An 18975-nucleotide genomic window follows, 5' to 3' on the forward strand; every position below is an offset into this window, starting at 1 on the left:
ACCCACGACAGGCGGCAAGCAAAAGCCACCGCATTACTGGTGGGTCCCGAACCGATGCGGGTGATGACCACGGACAGTGACCGGTTGACGCGTAGCCGCAGCGTATCAAGGTCGACCTGAACACCTGCTAACCAGGATCTCCAACGCACCATAGTCCAGTACCGACAGTGCCTGCCACAGCCAACGCTCATCTAACCGCAGCTGTTCAAGCACTTCGAAACCCCGAACGATGGGCGAAAACCGCTCCCCGAACAGATAGGCAATACATGGGGGTCGAGTTGCCACAGTCCGTGCCACGCTCCGTAGTGACTTGCCAGCCTAGGCCCCGCACCACGACACCGTCGGGGTCGACGACCCATCGCCCGTAGGGCCAACACCGAGCAGTGGTCGGACTTCGCGTCAGTGATCTGTTCAGCGCTATCGCGCATGCTGGCTCGGCGGCGCACACTCGGATCAGCCAGCTCGGCCGATCACAGACACGCCTCCCGAACCGAACCGCGGTGACCGCGGTGTGACGTCAACTCTAAATTTCCGCATCGAAATCCAAGCCGCGTATCTGGCCGAAATCGATTCCGGGAGAACCCTTTATGACTAGGTCTTGGCTTCCGTGCGAGCCAGTATTGAACGGTGCATCGCTGGGGTAATTGAAGCCTAGGGTGTTGTTGGTTTTGTGTGGTTGAGGGGTGTGGTGGGTTATGTGGTGGGGATCGGTGGTGTGGGTTGTGTTGGTGGTTTAGGGTTGGTCGCGGCGTAGGTGGGCTGCTTGCAAGGGCCGCCGAGTAGTTGGTGTTGGTCACCGGCCGCGACATCGAAGCTGGCGATGCTGGGGGTGCGTCTGGTGTGGCGGGTGGCCGGGGATCAGTTGCGCTTTTCTGGTGATGTGTTAGCCCGCCACGCGCACAAGTCACCAGATCACGCCGTGGATGGCTTTTATCTTCCTTCCGCGGTCGATCCCCACAAAAAGTCAAGTACTGCCCTAGGCTAGAGCACCGCCGTACGCGTCATCACCGGCTGCGAGGTCATCGACGAACTGTGAAACCAACACGGCACCAACACAGCCGGGGGCACACCGGCTGGCCGAGGGCCGGTGAACAAACAGACACCCCACAGCCATAGCATGCACCCGAAAGCGCCCCCAACACCCAGCGCCAACAAGATCTAGGCTAGCCCACCAAACTCCCGACCGTATCGGCCAGCGATGGCACACCAGAACACTACTTCACCTGCCACCTATGAAACCGACCAACAATTCCTGCCACAAACACCAACACCCCCGGCCACCACACAACAACGTGAGATCGCAGATCCCGGGAACCGCTGCAACTATGTGCAGGCCTTGAACTCGCGATGATTACGGAACACGCTCCAGGTGAGTGCCGCGCCGACGAAGAGCACACCCACCGTTCAGATGGCATAGCTGCGTAGCGCGGCGAGTTCTGCGCCGAAGAGCAGGCCGCATCGTGGACAACACGACCGGCCAGCCGTTTCGCCCGGTGTAGGACCACCGGCGTAGTAGTCGCCTATTTGCAATGCCTCGTCGGTGAATAGCCAGCCGAGATACCGCCTAACCCGGCCAGCCTGTCGAGGACGCTGCCGCACAGCAGCGTTATCTCCCACCAGGACAGGGACATGGTCACCGAACCTAAGCACGTACCGCAGCGGTGTCGGCAATCCGGGTGGTGTCGGTCAGCTCGAATTCGTCGACGTCTCGAAGCATCGCAGCACGCAATTGCGACCAGCCGGTAGCTGACATCATCGAGCTTGAAGGTCAGGCCAACACTCAGGATGGTTTGACCCCGGTGATCATCACGTTGTAGAACCAGCTCTTCGGTATGACCCGCCGCCACACGTTGACATCTACCCAGCTAAGGGTCTTCCAGCTGGTGAATGCGAAACGTGCCCAGCCCCAGCCTAGTTTGCCCGGCGGCATCGTCGACTCGAAAGTGCGCAGCGGCCAGCCCAGCATCGCGGCAGTGAACTCCTCGGTGACGGTCTCAACCTGCACAGCGCCGGCATTGATTGCCATCGTCTCTAAAACTTTCGGTTCGAAAGTGTGCAAGTCGACCACCCACTCCAAAGCCGCCGCACGCGAGTTATCGTCGATCTCGACCTGTGTACGACGCCAGGAGCTTAACCCCGGCAACTGCACCGCGCGGATGGTGGCCTTCCACGTCAGGTCCGCAAACGCACGGGCGTACCGGTTGCCGACGTTGGTAGGCTCGCCCGCGAACACAAACCGGCCGCCCGGCTTCAGCACTCGCAGCACCTCGCGCAGCGACAACTCGACATCGGGAATGTGGTGCAGCACCGCGTGCCCCACCACCAGTTCGAAGGTGTTGTCGTCATACGGGATACTCTCGGCGTCGGCTACCCGACCATTGATGTCCAATCCAAGCGACTGCCCGTTGCGGGTGGCGATCTTGACCATACCGGGTGAGAGGTCGGTGACAGATCCACGCCGGGCGACACCGGACTGGATCAGGTTGAGCAGGAAGAAACCGGTACCGCAACCCAGTTCCAGGGCGGAATCATAGGGCAGTTCGGTGAATACCTCATCGGGCACGATGGCATCGAAGCAGTGCCGCACGTAGTCGATGCAGCGCTGGTCGTAGGAGATCGACCACTTTTCGTCGTAGTTCTCAGCTTCCCAGTCGTGGTAGAGCACCTGGGCGAGCTTGCTGTCCTTCCGGGCCGCAGCTACTTGCTCCGCAGTGGCATGCGGATTGGGCGCAGCATTTGCGGGGATTTCCGTACTCCTCGTCATGAAGGGCAGCCTAACGGCTGCCCGGATCACCTTATTCGCGGCCGCCGCCCAGTGACGAAGAGGGCTGAGCAGCGGCGAACACCTCGACATAACGGCGACGTTCGGCAGCGATCCGTTCAGCCGGTTCCAGATCGAAAATCTCGTTGATGCCGGCTTTGGCAGCGGCCAGCGCGTGCGGCAGGCCGCCGAGGAAGCGGCGCGCCCACACTGCGGCGGCGTCATACACGTCATCGGGAGCCACCATGTCGTCGATCAGGCCCAATGCCAAGGCTTCCGCCGCATCAAAGAAGCGCCCACTGCACACCAGGTCCTTGGCCTTGCTAACGCCGGCCACGCGGGTCAGTCGGGCCAATCCACCGCCATCCGGGAGCAGATCGGCTAGGGTATCGGTCGCGCTGAACTTCACGTTGTCGCCGCTGACTCGCCAATCGGCAGCCAGGGCCAACGTCAGGCCCGCTCCCAGCGCGTATCCGGTAATCGCGGCCACGGTCGGCTTGGGGATCGCCGCTACGGCGTCAACAGCCTGGCGGCGGATCTCGGCAGCGACGCCAGCCTCCACCGCGGTCAGAGTCCGCAGCTCTTGCATGTCGTCGCCGGCGGAGAAAATCTCGTGGCCGCCGAACAAGATAACCGCAGCAACGTCGTCGCGACGTCCAAGCTCGTCGGCAGCCACCGCTATTTCCCGGTAAAACTGACGTGTCATCGCGTTGGTGGGCGGTCGAGAGAGAATCAACATGGCCAGGCCAGCATCCTGCGAGCTGTCGCTGACCACAATATTGACGAATTCACTCATGACGAGCGCATAGGTCGAGGATGTTGACCGGCTGTGCCTGGCTTCGCCGCGCTCGAGCTCATCACTGCGGCTACCGTGGACGATCCACCGGAAATCCGCGCCTGACTATAACGATCGTAGTCGAAAAACTCGATCTCCCAGTTGTCGCGCCGCTTCGCCAGGTGTGGCTGCACCGAAACAATCTGGCGTTCGACGGCCAGCACATCGGCTACGGTGTGGCCGATCAGCGCGTCCAACTGTGTCCAGGTCGGGGGAAGCAGGAAGTTACGGCCGGACGCGAAGTCATCAACCGCCGCCTGGGGAGTCATCCAAGCGGCACGATCGGATTCGGTGTTCTCCCCGTCGGCGCGCTGCCCCTCCGGCAACGCCCCCACAAAGAAGTAGGTGTCGTAGCGGCGGGTCAGCTCGGCCTCTGGGGTAACCCAGTTGGCCCACGGCCGCAGCAGGTCGGATCGCAGCACTAGATTTTCGCGGTGCAGGAAGTCCGCGAACGACAGTGTCCGGTCGACCAGAGCGCGGCGAGTCTCGCCGTACACCGAAGTGTCTGTAACAATGCTGCTTGGTGACGAAAGCGACTGGCCGGCCAGCCCAGCGAACAACACCCCCGTCTCCTCGAACGTCTCGCGCGCAGCGGCGCAGACCAGCGCTTCAGCCAGATCCGCTGCGACGCCGAACCGTTGCGCCCACCACGCCGGCGACGGCCCGGCCCACGCGATGTCAACATTGCGATCGCGATCGTCGACACCGCCACCGGGAAACACCATCCCCCCGGCAGCGAACTCCATCGCTGCATGCCGGCGCATCAAAAAAACGGTTAAGCCTTCTGGGCTATCTGGAATTTCCCGGACCAGCATCACGGTCGCCGCCGGTCGCGGTGGCGTCATAGCTGCCTCCGGTGGGCTGCTCGGGAGCGGACTCTGCGAGCGAAATAGCGCCCGTCGACAACGTCCAGAGCGATCGACTGACCGAACGTAGTGGACAGATTTTCTGCTGTCAGCACGTCGGACAGCAAACCCGCGGCGACGACCTTGGCCTCAGACAGCAGCAGGCAGTGGCTAAAGCCAGGCGGAACCTCCTCCACGTGGTTGGTGACGAGCACTAGCGCCGGAGCGCACGCGTCGGCGGCCAGATCTGCCAGCCGGGCAACCAACTCCTCGCGAGCACCCAAGTCGAGACTGGCGACAGGTTCATCGAGCAGCAGTAGTTCCGGATCGGTCATCAATGCCCGAGCAATCAGCACCCGTTTGCGCTCGCCTTCAGACAGTGTACCGAAGGTGCGGTCGGCGAGGTGTTCGGCACCCACACTTTCCAGCATGTCGATCGCCCGCTGGTAGTCGACACCTTCGTACCGTTCGCGCCAGCGTCCCAGCACCGCATAGCCCGCCGACACCACGAGATCACGCACCACTTCATTGTTTGGCACCCGCTGCGCCAGAGCCGACGAACTCAAGCCAATGCGCGCACGCAACTCGGAGATGTCGACGCGCCCCAGCCGCTCACCGAGCACATAGGCAACGCCCGTCGACGGGTGGTCGGCCGCCGCAGCAATGCGCAGCAGCGACGTCTTGCCGGCCCCATTGGGGCCGATAATCACCCAACGTTCGTCGAGTTCCACTGCCCAATCCAGCGGCCCAACCAGGACACGCCCTTCGCATCGAAGAGATACGTTCTTAAAGTCGATCAGCAGATCGGGATCGGCTGCGTCGCTGCCAGTTTCAGGGCCAAGTTGGGGCACCCGAACATCGTGCCGTACTGCGATGCCACGACAACTGCCGGGTCGCCCCCGACCAGGTTGCCACGGGAAGCGCCTAGTCGGGAGGAATCGCGACGCGGCGCACTCCGCCGTCGGCCGCGTCAGCGGCCTCGATCTCTCCGCGTGTCACACCCAGCACAAAGAGCACCGTGTCCAGGTAGGGATGGCTCAACGACGCATCGGCGACGGCACGCAACTCCGGCTTAGCATTAAACGCAATTCCCAGCCCAGCCGCTGCCAGCATGTCGATGTCATTGGCACCGTCACCGACGGCAACGGTCTGCTCCATTGGCACGCCAGCCTGCTCCGAGAAGTCGTGTAGAGCCTTGGCCTTACCGGGCCGATCGACGATCGTGCCGACCACCCGGCCGGTAAGTATGCCGTCGACGATCTCTAGCTCGTTGGCCGCGACGAAGTCCAGCATCAGCTCGCGTGCAAGCGGCTCGATGATCCGCCGAAAGCCTCCGGACACGACCCCGCAACGAAACCCCAGCCGTCGCAGCGTACGCAGAGTGGTCCGAGCGCCGGGCATCAGCTGCAACTGATTGGCCACCTCATCAATCACCTTGGCGGGCAATCCCTCCAAGGTGGCCACCCGCTGCTGTAACGATTCCGCAAAATCCAGCTCACCGCGCATCGCGGCCTCGGTGATCGCAGCGACCGTCCCCTGCGCGCCAGCTCGGGCTGCCAACATCTCAATCACCTCACCCTGGACCAAAGTGGAATCGACATCAAACACAATGAGTCGTTTGATGCGCCGGCCCAGACCGTAACCCTCCACTGCCACGTCGACGTGCTCCGCGGTGGCCACCCGGTTGAGAGCCGTCCGCAGCGATCCCGCAGCTTCCAACGGCGCCGAAACTCGCAACTCCAGTCCGGTAACCGGGTAGTCGGAGATGCCTCGAATGACGTCTATGTTGACATCCAGCACCGCGACCTCACGTGCTACAGCGCTGAACGCCCGGGCGGTAATCGGACGGCCCAGCACAAAAATCGTGTGGGTCGATGGTTCCTGGATGATCGGCAAGTCGTCACTGCGCTCGATCGTGACATCAAGGCCGACCCGGCGAATCGCGGCTTGCACGTCGTCTCGCAACGCGGTATAGCCGGCGCCTTCCAGCGGGCACAACACCAGCACACCCAGGGTGAGCCTGCCCCGAATCACCACCTGCTCGACGTTAAGCAGTTCGACCCCGTGCCGCGAAAGCACGGCGAAGAGCACTGACGTCACACCTGGCTGATCAACACCGGTGACAGTAATCAGCACCGACACCTTGGGTGGCTTATTCACTCCGCAACTCATCTGACAGCGCCGGCCGAGCCGAGCTACATCAGTGTGAACTCACGTCGACGAGTTCCTCGGCGTGACGACGCCCAATGTATGCCTCGGCGCGCAATCGCTCCACCATGTGTGGGTAGTGCAGCTCAAAAGCCGGACGCTCCGAACGAATCCGGGGCAGTTCGGTGAAATTATGCCGCGGCGGCGGACAACTGGTCGCCCATTCCAAGGAGTTGCCGTATCCCCACGGGTCGTCGACGGTCACCACCTCGCCGTAGCGCCAGCTCTTAAATACGTTCCACACGAATGGGAACATCGACGCACCCAGGATAAAGGACCCAACAGTCGAGACAACATTCAAACCCTGGAAGCCGTCGCTGGGAAGATAGTCGGCGTAACGTCGGGGCATGCCCATGTCGCCCAGCCAGTGCTGCACCAAGAATGTGGTATGGAAACCGATGAACGTCAGCCAGAAGTGCAGCTTGCCCAGCTGCTCGCTAAGCAGCCGACCGGTCATTTTGGGGAACCAGAAGTAGATACCGGCAAACGTGGAGAACACGATGGTGCCGAACAGCACGTAATGGAAATGCGCGACGACGAAATAGCTGTCAGTCACGTGGAAGTCCAGCGGCGGACTGGCTAGCAACACGCCGGTCAAACCACCCAACAAGAAGGTGACCGCGAAGCCGACCGAAAATAACATCGGCGTCTCAAAGGTCAACTGACCCTTCCACATTGTGCCGACCCAGTTGAAGAACTTAATCCCGGTCGGCACCGCGATCAAATACGTCATAAACGAAAAGAACGGCAGCAGAACAGCACCGGTGGCGAACATGTGGTGCGCCCACACCGCGACCGATAATGCAGCAATAGACAACGTCGCGTACACCAGCGTGGTGTAGCCGAAGATGGGCTTGCGGGAAAACACCGGGAAGATCTCTGAGACGATACCGAAGAACGGCAGCGCGATGATGTAAACCTCGGGATGGCCGAAGAACCAGAACAGGTGCTGCCACAGCAGCACTCCGCCGTTGGCCGCGTCGTAGATGTGAGCTCCCAGATGCCGGTCGGCGGCCAACCCAAAAAGCGCGGCAGTGAGCAGGGGGAACGCAATCAGCACCAGGATCGATGTCACCAAAATATTCCAGGTGAAGATCGGCATCCGGAACATCGTCATCCCGGGAGCGCGCATGCAAACCACGGTGGTGATCATGTTGACCGCACCCAATATGGTCCCCAGACCGGCAACAATCAAACCCATAATCCACAGGTCACCGCCGGCACCGGGCGAGTGGATGGCGTCGGTCAACGGCGTATAGGCAGTCCAGCCGAAGTCGGCGGCCCCACCTGGTGTGATGAAGCCAGCCATCCCCATGGCGGCACCGAACAAGAACAACCAGAAAGAAAAGGCGTTCAGCCGTGGGAATGCCACGTCGGGTGCGCCGATTTGCAGCGGCAGCACCAAGTTGGCGAAACCAAACACGATCGGGGTGGCATAGAAAAGCAACATGATCGTGCCGTGCATGGTGAACAGCTGGTTGAACTGTTCATTGGACAAGAACTGCAAGCCAGGTGCGGCCAACTCGGTACGCATCAGCAACGCCAGCAAGCCACCCACAAAGAAGAAGATGAAGCAGGCAACGCAGTACATGACTCCGATCATCTTGTGATCGGTGGTGGTTATCAGCTTATAGACGAGGTTCCCTTTGGGACCAGTGCGGGCCGGGTATGGACGGATAGCCTTGAGTACTCCCGACGAGGGCGCTTCGACTGTCAACAGCTCCTCCAGACATCCATTCCGGACAGGGGGCACACTACGCATTACAGACAGGGATCCTAGTCCCCGAACAGGTGGACGGTAGATCTGGTCCTCAATAGTATAAATATACTTATAATATAATAATTACCGCTGCATTATGCCTCATCGAGTTCAGTGTGGCATGCATCATCGTCGGAACCGAACTGACCGGATGTTACGGTCAAACCCGTGTCATCCGTCACAATGCCACCCCTATGGCTATTCACCAGGGCCATCGTCGCAGTAGCGTCAGCGGTGATAGCAGTGGGTAGCGGTTGTGGGTCGGCACAGCCCGGCAGCAAACCATCGTCACCCACCCGGTCACTGCTCACCCCCACCACTCAAATCGCGGGAGCCAGTGTGCTCGGAAACGAGCGCCGGCCGGACCAAGCGTGCGCACCCGAGCCAGCCGCGATTGATCCAGGGCCGCCGACACGGCCGGCCCACAACGCCGCGGGAGTCACACCAGATGTGGCCCAGGTACCAGCCGAGGCACAGCGCATTGTGGTGCTGGCCGGTGACCAGCTCGATACACTATGCGCGCTTGGCTTGCAATCCCGAGTCGCCGCCGCCGCATTGCCGAACGGTTCCGTAAACCAGCCCTCCTACCTGGGCAACGCCGTGCATGGCCTGCCCGACGTCGGTACCCGCAGAGCCCCGAACCTGGGAGCCATTGCGGCGACTCAACCGGATCTGATTCTGGGCTCTCAAGCGTTGACGCCGAAGTTGTATCCGCAGCTAACGGCGATCGCCCCAACGGTGTTCACCGCAGCACCGGGCGCAAGCTGGGAAGACAACCTTCGTGGTGTCGGCGCTGCCACGGCGCGCAACGATGCCGTAAACGCACTGATCAACGGCTTCTCCCAACGGACCACCCATATCGGGGCCACTCATGACGCAACCCACTACCAAGCGTCCATCGTCCAGCTGACCACCAACACAATGCGGGTGTACGGATCGAATAACTTCCCGGCCCGCGTGCTCACCGCGGTCGGAGTGGACCGACCCATGTCACAGCGATTCACCGACAAGGCTTATATTGAGATCGGCACCACCGATGCTGATCTCGCGAAGGCGCCGGATTTCTCCGCGGTTGACGCCGACATCATCTACGTATCGTGCACCTCACCGGCAGTCACAAAGCGCGCCGCCACCGTCCTGGACAGCGGCCCGTGGCGCAAGCTATCCGCTAATCATGACAACCGTGTTTTCATCGTCAACGATGAAGTGTGGCAGACCGGCGAGGGCTTGATCGCAGCCCGCGGCATCGTTGATGACCTACGGTGGATCAACGCGCCAATCAACTAATATCGTACGCCTGAAGTTCGTTTAATATTCGCCGAGCATAAGATCACACCGACCCTCTTCAGGGCATGTCACCGCGACCTTGTCAATATCCGCGGTAGCCACCGATAGCGGATTCCAGCAAGTTTATAAAACGAACTTCAGACGCAAGGCACCAGTGATTGAGCGCAAGTGCGGTAAAGCCGGGCCGTAGCGGGTTACCACTATACGACCTATTACCCGTACCCGCCTGCCCCGATCGAGGGGGCAGAGATAGGCTTTGGGTATTCACCAGCTATGAAGTCGCACGTGTCAAACCACAGAAGGAAGATTTAGGTGCCATGACTACCGTCTCCGCCTACGCCGCCACGTCGGCGACTGAACCGCTGACCAAAGTCACCATCAACCGTCGTGACCCGGGTCCGCACGACGTAGCGATCCAGATCCAGTTCGCCGGGATCTGCCACTCCGATATCCATACCGTCAAAGCTGAGTGGGGCCAACCGAATTACCCCGTGGTCCCAGGCCATGAGATCGCTGGCGTGGTGACTGCGGTGGGCACTGAAGTCACCAAGCACAAGGTGGGCGACCGCGTCGGCGTGGGCTGTATGGTGGACTCTTGCGGTGAATGCAGCAGCTGCCTGGCTGGCATCGAGCAGTACTGTAAACGGGGTGCGACCTTTACCTACAACTCGATCGGCACAGACGGCCAGTCAACACAAGGCGGCTACAGCCAGGCAATCGTCGTCGACGAGAACTTTGTTGTACACATCCCCGATGCGCTACCGCTGGACACCGCTGCGCCGTTGCTGTGCTCGGGCATCACGCTCTACTCACCGCTTAAGCATTGGAATGCTAAGCCGGGCACACGGCTCGCAATCATCGGTTTGGGCGGCCTGGGGCACATGGGTGTCAAGCTAGGCAGGAAGATGGGCTGTGAAGTGACGGTGCTGTCCCAGTCGCTGAAGAAGATGGAGGACGGACTGCGGCTGGGTGCCAGCAACTATTACGCAACCGCCGATCCCGACACCTTCCGCAAACTGCGTGGCAGCTTCGACCTGATTCTCAACACCGTCTCGGCGAATCTAGATCTCGGCAAATACCTGAACCTGCTTGATGTCAATGGCACACTCGTCGAGCTGGGCATCCCCGAGCACCCGATGCTGGTGCCGGCATTCGCGCTGGCGCTCATGCGGCGCAGCCTATCTGGGTCGAACATCGGCGGGATCACCGAAACCCAGGAAATGCTGAATTTCATTACCGAACATGGTGTTACACCCGAAATCGAGCTCATCGAACCGGATTACATCAACGAAGCCTATGATCGAGTGCTGGCAAGCGACGTGCGATACCGCTTCGTCATAAACATATCAAGTTTGTAAAGCTGTGACGTCGGCGTGGCTTTGCCATGAGCTGGCTTCATCGCCAGCATGGACGACACCTGAGATGCCGGCCAACGGCCAGCCAGCGACGAAGACATATTCCGCAACTGCGGGCAAATCTGTAGGCACAAGCCGTGACTCAACGTGACATGAGTGTAACAACCGGTTGGTCAACTAGTCGGTAGTGCAAGCGCTTTCCTTTGAGCCATCAACAGCTATAAATTAAAGTCATATTGTCCGCGCTTCTTCAACGGGGGCACCGAAACGTTTATTGATGACTGCATCTACTCTTGTTTGCCTTGCGCCAACCACGAGTTGTGGCGGCTGACCAAACCGAAATTCGAGGTAGACACAGAACGGTTCACGGCTTTCTGAAATGGTACGACACTTCGATAGGCTGGCCGTCGACGTCCTCCCAGGGTAACACGTACGGAGTGTGCTTGGTTCGTGGCAGTCCACAGGACCTCAATACCGAGACCAAAAGACACCTGCCAGGGTCCGGGTTGTCCCGGCCTGAATAACCCGCTTGGTCTATGCCTTTTCCCGAAACAAACAGCATGTTTCACGGCTTCGGCGTGGTTCCACAGGCGCCCGGTTACTTCCATCGCTAGCTCACCTATGTAAAGACGAATGTCACTATTGCGGTCATACCGCAATAGATCCAGCGGTATGACCGCCAGGAAGGGTGATGAAACGCCAGTTGACGCCGAAATTTTTGAAATCGATTAGGCAACGAGGAGCATGTCACGGCCCATGGGGATATCGATCGTCGAATTCCACCAAGTATTTGAGAACCGTCCCCGCTGGGTACCATATAAGAAAGACCGAACCACCACGTATTTGATAGTAGAGTGCACAAACCGACACCGGCCAATCGTTGCCGCAGTAATTTACGACGAAACTGCGCCACGCAGTTCATCCCATTACGTCGCGCAAGTAGCCGAAGACCATAAGATCAAGTAAAGGGACTCTGGAGGGTAGACTGGATGATATGATCGACAACCACAAACATCGCAAGAATGACGCTCAACTCGCAGATAAGCCTGAGAAGACGCGATCTACCCGACGGAGTAGAGCGAACCCAATTGACGAAGGTTAACCAAGGCGGCCCGAGAAGCCTGAGAAGAGGCAAGACACGGCAATGGTCAGCATTCGTCTCACAACCGAAGAGTTGAGCGTTGCTCAAGAAACACGACGGCCATGGCCTCAACGTGAGCCGGTACGTGTGCAACAACACTCTGTGCCCTCAGCACTCGGCGGACCCGACCCCGTTAGGACTGCTTGTCGCCGATAGTACTTCGCCAAACATACCAACACCCGCAGGCACGCTAACTTACCCAATCGATGTGCTCTACTACTACAGACCTCCCCTCCGCCGAGCGTCTATGTCAAAGAGACAGGTCCCTCGGCGGCCTCCTAGGAGACCCGAAAAACTATGTCCGTCAAGTAGTGACCGGATCAATCCGCGATGCGCTGCTTCGCCGCCGGCACAGCTCACCCAGCGTTCGAGCGTCTATCGCCGCAAATAGGGTGGCTTCGAAATAGAAAACTAACCGATCAGGAGTTTTGCTGGATCAAGCTAGTAGAACTGAAGGTAACGCGGCTGAACTGCGACCTTTAGAAGTCCCAATCCTCGTCCTCGGTGACGACGGCTTTACCGATCACATACGATGACCCCGAGCCAGAGAAGAAGTCATGATTCTCATCGGCGTTGGGAGACAATGCCGACAGGATCGCCGGGTTCACGTCGGTCTCGTCCCGCGGGAACAGCGCCTCGTAGCCGAGGTTCATCAACGCCTTATTTGCGTTGTAACGCAAGAACTTCTTGACGTCTTCGGTCAACCCAACTCTGTCGTAGAGATCCTGGGTGTATTCCACCTCGTTGTCGTAGAGCTCAAAGAGCAGTCCGTAAGTGTACTCCTTGAGTTCTGCCCGCTTGGCATCATCGACCAGCACCAAACCACGCTGGAATTTGTAGCCAATGTAGTAACCGTGGACTGCTTCGTCGCGGATGATCAGTCGAATCATGTCAGCGGTATTGGTCAGCTTGGCCCTACTCGACCAGTACATCGGCAGGTAAAACCCGGAGTAAAACAGGAAACTTTCGAGCAAGGTGGAGGCCACCTTACGCTTGAGCGGTTCATCGCCTCGGTAGTACTCCATCACGATTTTAGCTTTGCGCTGCAGGTTGGCGTTCTCTTCCGACCAGCGAAACGCTTCGTCGATCTCCGCTGTCGAGCACAGCGTGGAAAAGATCGAACTGTAGCTCTTGGCGTGCACCGACTCCATGAACGCAATGTTGGTGTAGACGGCTTCCTCATGCGGCGTCAGCGCATCAGGAATCAGGCTGACTGCTCCGACCGTGCCTTGGATCGTGTCGAGCAGCGTCAGACCGGTGAACACCCGCATTGTCAGCTGCTTTTCACTAGCAGTCAGCGTGCCCCACGACGGGAGATCGTTGGACACCGGCACCTTCTCAGGAAGCCAGAAGTTTCCAGTCAACCGATCCCAGACCTCGACGTCCTTGTCGTCTTGCAGCGAGTTCCAATTGATCGCCGAAACGCGGTCAATCAGCTCTATCTTCTCAGTCACCAGAACCTCACTTCACGCGCTTTAGTCAGCTGACAGTCTGCCCCGCTGTACTCGGGATTTAAACACTACCCTTGGGGTCCAAGATACCGCCGCAACACAATAAGTAGTGTTTGCGCGTCGCCTAGCCCAGCCGTCTAATTCGCCACCGTGAACGGCGCATGCCGGTGCGATGAACCCATTCCCACTCCAAAAGAATTGGTTATTCGCAGGCTTGACCGAACGGGTTCCACACCAGTACTGCCAAGTGTAGCTGCCCCAGAGCACGGTGTCTTACCATGCTCATCGAGATACCAGCTGCTGCAACTGCCGCTTTCCACACCGAGTTAGCCAAATTGTCCTTGCAACTCGTCGTTGAAACGGTCCTGCGCGGCACGCGTCGGAGCCAGCGCCTGTGCGCCTAACCGGTCGCACGTCGCAATCGCGTCGACTACATAGCGGATTTGGGATTCGATCATGAACACGACGGAGTTGTGCCCTAGTCCGGTGTTGGGTCCTAGCAGGAAGAACAAATTAGGCATATCAGCGACAGTGATCCCACGGTGAGCGGTAATGCCCTCACGGTTCCAGCGATCTACCAGATTCTCACCGTGGCGTCCTTTAATCTGGACATAGATGTAAGGAGTCGGTGGCATGAAAACCGGTACCGTAGATGATCACGTCCACTTCTCGGAAGGACGCACAGCCAGTACCGTCGACAGTGACGATCCCGTCGCGCGTGATTCGGCTGATAGCTTCGGTGACCAATTCGGTCTTTGAGTTCGCGATTCCCCGGTAATAACTGGAAGAGTTCAGGATTCGCTTGCACCCGATGAGGTAGTGCGGAACAAGCTTGTGACGCAGCTCGCGGTCTTTCACCGAGTGGCGGATGTTCCATTCGGCGAGGGCTTCGATGACCTTGAGCGTGTTCGGTCACTTCGTCATGCCGTATGCCAACGCCTCATGCGCCAGTAGATACCGGCACGCAGCAAGGCCCGTAGTCCCAGGACATTCGTCAGAACGCGCCGCAGCCGCAATGGCAGTTCTACGTTAATGCGCGGCACCACCCAGGGTAGGGTGCGTTGATAGAGCTGGAGTTCGGCAACCTGGCAGATGCCCTCCGGCACGATTTGGATCGCGCTGGCGCCAGTCCCGATCATCGCCACCCGCTTTCCAGTCAAATCTACACCGTGATCCTAGTGCGCGGAATGGAAAGCAGAGCAGCGGAATTCGTCACGCCTTCGATATCAGGGATAGACGGGATATGCAGCGCACCGCTCCCCGAGATCAAGAACTGGGCGACGTATTCTCGCCCATAGGAGGTGAACACATGCCACCGGTACTTGTCCTCGTCCCAGTGGCCACGATCAACCAGCGAGTTGAAAACGATGTAACGACGCAGTTCATATTTCTCAGTCACTCCCTTGAGGTAGTCCCGAACCTCGGGTTGGTAGGAAAACCGGTGCTTCCAATCCGGCTTGGGCGCGAATGAGAAGGAATACAGGTGAGACAGGATGTCGCATGCGCAGCCGGGGTAACTGTTGTCCCGCCACATACCGCTGACGTCGTCGACCTTCTCCGGGATCACAAAGTCAACGCCTTGCCGTTGTAACGCAATTGCCATCCCCAGACCAGAAAACCCTGTACCAAGAATGAGAACACGGGTGTGCACCGACTGATGGCCCTCGAGCGTCAGCTCGGCATGGGTGTCCAGTGGATTCCCGGCATTTGTCATGTTGAATCAGTCTTCCTATGAGGGCCGGTGCGCGAAATGCGCATCTTTGGCCTAGGCATCTAGCTGTCGCAAATATCCGATACCCAAGGCATCGTATACAAATACGGCATGTGTTTAGCGATCATCATGGCGATGTCAACGCCGCCAATGCTCAGCTCGCGGAGCGATCGAGTGGTACTGCATCGTGGATCGGCCGGTCAGGATTCATCGAGATGCCAAGCGTCTCCGCGGTTCCGACGATGACGGCCATCATGATGGTCGTCAGATGCGCAACGAACTGCTCACGTGGCATCCGCCGCGGGCTATCGGGTTCGGGACCCAACCACCACTCAGTGGCCGACGCAACCGATCCGAAGGCAGCGAACGCGGCAAGTTCAATAGCTGCGCGGTTCAGCTCCATTGTCCGTAACTCGTTGTTGAACATCTCGGCCATAGTCAGGGTGATTTCGCGACCTTCGTCGAGGGTCCGCACTGTCGCCTCGGACTGCGCTGAGAACCGGCCTTGGATGAAAACCCGCAACACGTTGGGATGCTTGTCGACGAGGCTGACATATTCTTCGACGCTGCGCCGAATGACTTCGCGAGCCGCGTCGGTAGCTAAGTCAATAGCCGGGAAGATCGCCGACCACAGCATGTCACGCAGACGTATGCCGATGGCCTTGAACAGATCGGCCTTGTCAGTGAAGTGCCGGTAAATCTTGGGCTTAGCGGTTCCAGCTTCTTCGGCGATTTCTCGCACACTGACCTCGGGCCCCAGTCGGTCGAGAGCGCGAAAAGCCGCATCGACGATTTCGCCGCGCACTTTCTTACGGTGTTCACGCCAACGTTCACTGCGTGCGTCGATCTTCACCTCGGGCTTCATGCTGGGATAGGATCGGCTAATTCTCCCCACGTCAAATACCTTACCGGGTCGCACATGCTGACCCGCACAGCCCGACTGCTTCAACGGCTCGGGAGTGTGGATCCTGCGACGGGTCACAGGCGTGTCGCATCGCAGGATCCACACTCGCGAGGAACTGAGAAACTACAGCATGCAAGACACGCAGCCCTCGACCTCGGTGCCTTCCAGCGCCATCTGCCGCAGCCGAATGTAATACAGCGTCTTGATTCCCTTGCGCCACGCATAAATCTGCGCCTTGTTCACGTCGCGGGTGGTGGCGGTGTCTTTGAAGAACAACGTCAACGAGAGCCCTTGGTCGACGTGCTGGGTTGCCGCCGCGTATGTGTCGATGATCTTCTGGTACCCGATCTCATAAGCGTCCTGGTAATACTCCAGGTTGTCATTGGTCATATAGGGCGCCGGATAGTAAACCCGGCCGATTTTGCCTTCCTTACGGATCTCAACTTTCGACACGATCGGGTGGATCGACGACGTCGAATGGTTGATGTAGGAGATCGATCCGGTCGGCGGCACCGCCTGTAGGTTCTGGTTGTAGATGCCGTGTGCGGCCACCGACTTTTTCAACCGCTTCCAATCGTTTTGGGTCGGGATACGGATCCCTGCCCTAGCGAACAACTGACGCACTTTGTCAGTCTTCGGCTCCCACGTCCGTTCGATGTATTTGTCGAAGAACTCTCCCGACGCGTACTTGGACCGCTCGAAACCCTTGAAGAATGTACCTCGTTCAATCGCGATAGAGTTCGAGGCTAGCAGCACGTGAAACAACACCGTATAGAAGTAAATATTGGTGAAATCGACTCCCTCTTCGGAACCGTAGAAGATGCCTTCACGGGCCAAGTAGCCATGCAGGTTCATCTGCCCTAGCCCGATCGCATGGGAATCATTGTTACCCTGCTCGATCGAGGGCACCGACTTAATGTGCGTCTGGTCACTCACCGCAGTCAGCGCGCGAATCGCCACCTCAACTGTCTGCGCGAAATCCGGTGAGTCCATCGTCTTGGCAATGTTCAGCGATCCCAGGTTGCATGAAATGTCCTTGCCAACTTTGGCATATGACAAATCGTCGTTAAACAACGACGGCGTAGACACCTGCAAGATCTCCGAGCACAGGTTCGAGTGGGTGATCCTACCTTCAATGGGGTTGGCCCGGTTCACCGTGTCCTCGAACATGACATAGGGGTAACCGGACTCGAACTGCAGCTCGGCCAGCGTCTGGAAGAACTCCCGCGCCTTGATCTTGGTCTTGCGGATGCGTGCATCATCGAGCATCTCGTAGTACTTCTCAGTCACCGAGATATCGGCGAATGGCACCTCGTAAACCCGTTCGACATCGTACGACGAGAACAGGTACATGTCCTCGTTGCGCTTAGCCAGCTCAAAGGTGATGTCGGGAATTACCACCCCCAGGCTCAGCGTCTTGATCCGGATCTTCTCATCGGCGTTCTCCCGCTTGGTGTCCAAGAAGCGGTATATGTCAGGGTGATGGGCGTGCAGGTACACCGCACCGGCGCCTTGGCGCGCGCCCAACTGATTGGCATACGAGAACGAATCTTCAAGCAACTTCATGATCGGAATGACGCCGGAAGACTGGTTTTCGATATTCTTGATCGGTGCACCATGCTCACGAATGTTGCTCAACAGCAAAGCAACTCCCCCGCCACGCTTGGATAGCTGTAGCGCGGAGTTGACCGATCGCCCGATCGACTCCATGTTATCCTCGATGCGCAGCAAAAAACAGCTCACCGGCTCGCCGCGTTGCTTCTTACCTGAGTTCAAAAAAGTCGGGGTAGCCGGCTGGAACCGGCCGTCGATAATCTCGTCGACGAGCTTCTCGGCTAAAACGGTGTCACCGGCTGCCAACGTGAGTGCAACCACGCAGACCCGGTCTTCGAGGCGCTCTAGATACCGCTTCCCGTCGAACGTCTTCAGCGTGTAAGAAGTGTAATACTTGAACGCACCAAGAAACGTTGAGAACCGAAACTTCTTGGCGTAGGCACGATCCAGCAGCGACTTGACGAAGTTACGCGAGTACTGATCGAACACCTCACGCTCGTAGTAATTCTCGCGGATCAGATAGTCCAGCTTCTCGTCCTGATTATGGAAAAAGACCGTATTCTGATTGACATGCTGCAGAAAGAATTGGCGGGCCGCGAGTAAGTCCTTGTCGAACTGGATCTTGCCATCCGCATCGTACAGATTCAACATCGCGTTAAGCGCATGGTAGTCTTTTTCGTCGAACAATACGTGAGTGCCGCCGGTTACCGGCTCTGCAGTGGCGATTGGTGGCACGTCTGTTCCTTCCAGAAATTGGCTAACCCCGCTCGGACTGCAATAACGTCGTCCTCGGTACCCATCAGTTCGAAGCGGTAGAGGTAAGGAACACCGCATTTGCGAGAAACGACATCGCCAGCATAACAAAACTCTGCGCCGAAGTTGATGTTGCCGGCCGCGATTACCCCGCACAGTAGTGCTCGATTATACTCGTTGTTCAAAAAGGCGATGACCTGCTTGGGGACGTAGCCGCATGCTTGAAGATCCGGAGCAGCCCGGCCGCCGCCATACGTGGGCAGCACTAATACATAGGGCTCATCGAACTCGATACGACTATGCAACGGTATCCGCGTGGCGGGAACACCTAGCTTCTGCACGAAACGATGAGTATTCTCCGACACCGAAGAGAAATAGACTAGGTTGCGCCCCGGCACCGACAATCCTCCT

At 58.5% G+C, this 18975-nt stretch carries 16 protein-coding genes and 1 pseudogene; 3 read left to right on the forward strand and 14 right to left on the reverse strand.

From position 1 onward, the window contains the following. Positions 1-105 precede the first annotated feature (105 nt). Complete coding sequence (locus MLPF_RS04650; RefSeq protein ID WP_050039200.1) at positions 106-297, reverse strand: hypothetical protein; 192 nt, start codon at positions 295-297, stop codon at positions 106-108. Positions 298-754: 457 nt separating this feature from the next. Here MLPF_RS04650 and MLPF_RS04655 point away from each other — a divergent pair, with 457 nt between their 5' ends. Continuing rightward, positions 755-985, forward strand: coding sequence for a hypothetical protein (locus tag MLPF_RS04655; protein ID WP_237817102.1), 231 nt, complete (start codon positions 755-757; stop codon positions 983-985). On the opposite strand, the gene MLPF_RS04660 is transcribed toward MLPF_RS04655, so the two are convergent. From MLPF_RS04660 to ctaD, 8 genes are all read right to left on the reverse strand, one after another. After that, complete coding sequence (locus MLPF_RS04660; protein WP_237817104.1) at positions 982-1152, reverse strand: hypothetical protein; 171 nt, start codon at positions 1150-1152, stop codon at positions 982-984. The two genes, MLPF_RS04655 and MLPF_RS04660, sit on opposite strands and share 4 nt — an antisense overlap. A gap of 252 nt (positions 1153-1404) precedes the next feature. Next, on the reverse strand, positions 1405-1650 hold the full coding sequence (locus tag MLPF_RS04665; protein ID WP_045843355.1) for a hypothetical protein: 246 nt from the start codon (positions 1648-1650) through the stop codon (positions 1405-1407). Between the two features lie 130 nt (positions 1651-1780). Beyond that, positions 1781-2764, reverse strand: a complete 984-nt coding sequence (locus MLPF_RS04670) for a class I SAM-dependent methyltransferase (RefSeq protein WP_045843368.1) — start codon at positions 2762-2764, stop codon at positions 1781-1783. Between the two features lie 31 nt (positions 2765-2795). Beyond that, a complete protein-coding gene (locus MLPF_RS04675) occupies positions 2796-3557 on the reverse strand; it encodes an enoyl-CoA hydratase (protein WP_045843356.1) in 762 nt (253 codons plus the stop codon). Further along, positions 3554-4441 (reverse strand): NUDIX hydrolase, encoded by an 888-nt coding sequence (locus MLPF_RS04680; protein ID WP_236685072.1) that lies wholly within the window; start codon positions 4439-4441, stop codon positions 3554-3556. Before MLPF_RS04680 ends, MLPF_RS04675 begins: the two co-directional genes overlap by 4 nt. Further along, on the reverse strand, positions 4438-5316 hold the full coding sequence (locus tag MLPF_RS04685; RefSeq protein ID WP_045843357.1) for an ABC transporter ATP-binding protein: 879 nt from the start codon (positions 5314-5316) through the stop codon (positions 4438-4440). Before MLPF_RS04685 ends, MLPF_RS04680 begins: the two co-directional genes overlap by 4 nt. Before the next feature lie 49 nt (positions 5317-5365). Then, positions 5366-6601 (reverse strand): phosphoserine phosphatase SerB, encoded by a 1236-nt coding sequence (gene serB, locus MLPF_RS04690; RefSeq protein ID WP_045843358.1) that lies wholly within the window; start codon positions 6599-6601, stop codon positions 5366-5368. A 40-nt stretch (positions 6602-6641) separates the two neighbouring features. Beyond that, positions 6642-8366 carry an aa3-type cytochrome oxidase subunit I gene (gene ctaD / locus MLPF_RS04695; protein WP_045843370.1) on the reverse strand — a complete coding sequence of 575 codons (1725 nt, stop codon included), beginning with the start codon at positions 8364-8366 and terminating at the stop codon, positions 6642-6644. A gap of 225 nt (positions 8367-8591) precedes the next feature. Here ctaD and MLPF_RS04700 point away from each other — a divergent pair, with 225 nt between their 5' ends. Together MLPF_RS04700 and MLPF_RS04705 are read left to right on the forward strand one after the other, a co-directional pair. Continuing rightward, positions 8592-9695: an iron-siderophore ABC transporter substrate-binding protein gene (locus MLPF_RS04700; RefSeq protein WP_045843371.1), complete on the forward strand. Its 1104-nt coding sequence runs from the start codon at positions 8592-8594 to the stop codon at positions 9693-9695. Between the two features lie 317 nt (positions 9696-10012). Continuing rightward, positions 10013-11053 carry an NAD(P)-dependent alcohol dehydrogenase gene (locus MLPF_RS04705; RefSeq protein WP_045843359.1) on the forward strand — a complete coding sequence of 347 codons (1041 nt, stop codon included), beginning with the start codon at positions 10013-10015 and terminating at the stop codon, positions 11051-11053. Positions 11054-12670: 1617 nt separating this feature from the next. Here MLPF_RS04705 and nrdF read toward each other — a convergent pair. From nrdF to nrdI, 5 genes and pseudogenes are all read right to left on the reverse strand, one after another. Beyond that, positions 12671-13633: a class 1b ribonucleoside-diphosphate reductase subunit beta gene (nrdF, locus tag MLPF_RS04710; protein ID WP_045843372.1), complete on the reverse strand. Its 963-nt coding sequence runs from the start codon at positions 13631-13633 to the stop codon at positions 12671-12673. A gap of 162 nt (positions 13634-13795) precedes the next feature. Next, a pseudogene (locus MLPF_RS04715) lies at positions 13796-15356 on the reverse strand (flavin-containing monooxygenase); the annotation flags it as partial. Between the two features lie 151 nt (positions 15357-15507). Next, entirely contained in the window at positions 15508-16218 is a 711-nt protein-coding gene (locus tag MLPF_RS04720) for a TetR/AcrR family transcriptional regulator (RefSeq protein ID WP_420329615.1), read from the reverse strand. A gap of 162 nt (positions 16219-16380) precedes the next feature. Beyond that, on the reverse strand, positions 16381-18546 hold the full coding sequence (nrdE, locus tag MLPF_RS04725) for a class 1b ribonucleoside-diphosphate reductase subunit alpha (RefSeq protein ID WP_045843362.1): 2166 nt from the start codon (positions 18544-18546) through the stop codon (positions 16381-16383). Beyond that, positions 18516-18962, reverse strand: a complete 447-nt coding sequence (gene nrdI, locus MLPF_RS04730) for a class Ib ribonucleoside-diphosphate reductase assembly flavoprotein NrdI (protein WP_420329614.1) — start codon at positions 18960-18962, stop codon at positions 18516-18518. The genes nrdE and nrdI overlap by 31 nt, the downstream gene beginning before the upstream one ends. Positions 18963-18975: the final 13 nt, after the last annotated feature.

The sequence above is a fragment of the Mycobacterium lepromatosis genome (genome assembly GCF_000975265.2).
GTDB lineage: Bacteria > Actinomycetota > Actinomycetes > Mycobacteriales > Mycobacteriaceae > Mycobacterium > Mycobacterium lepromatosis.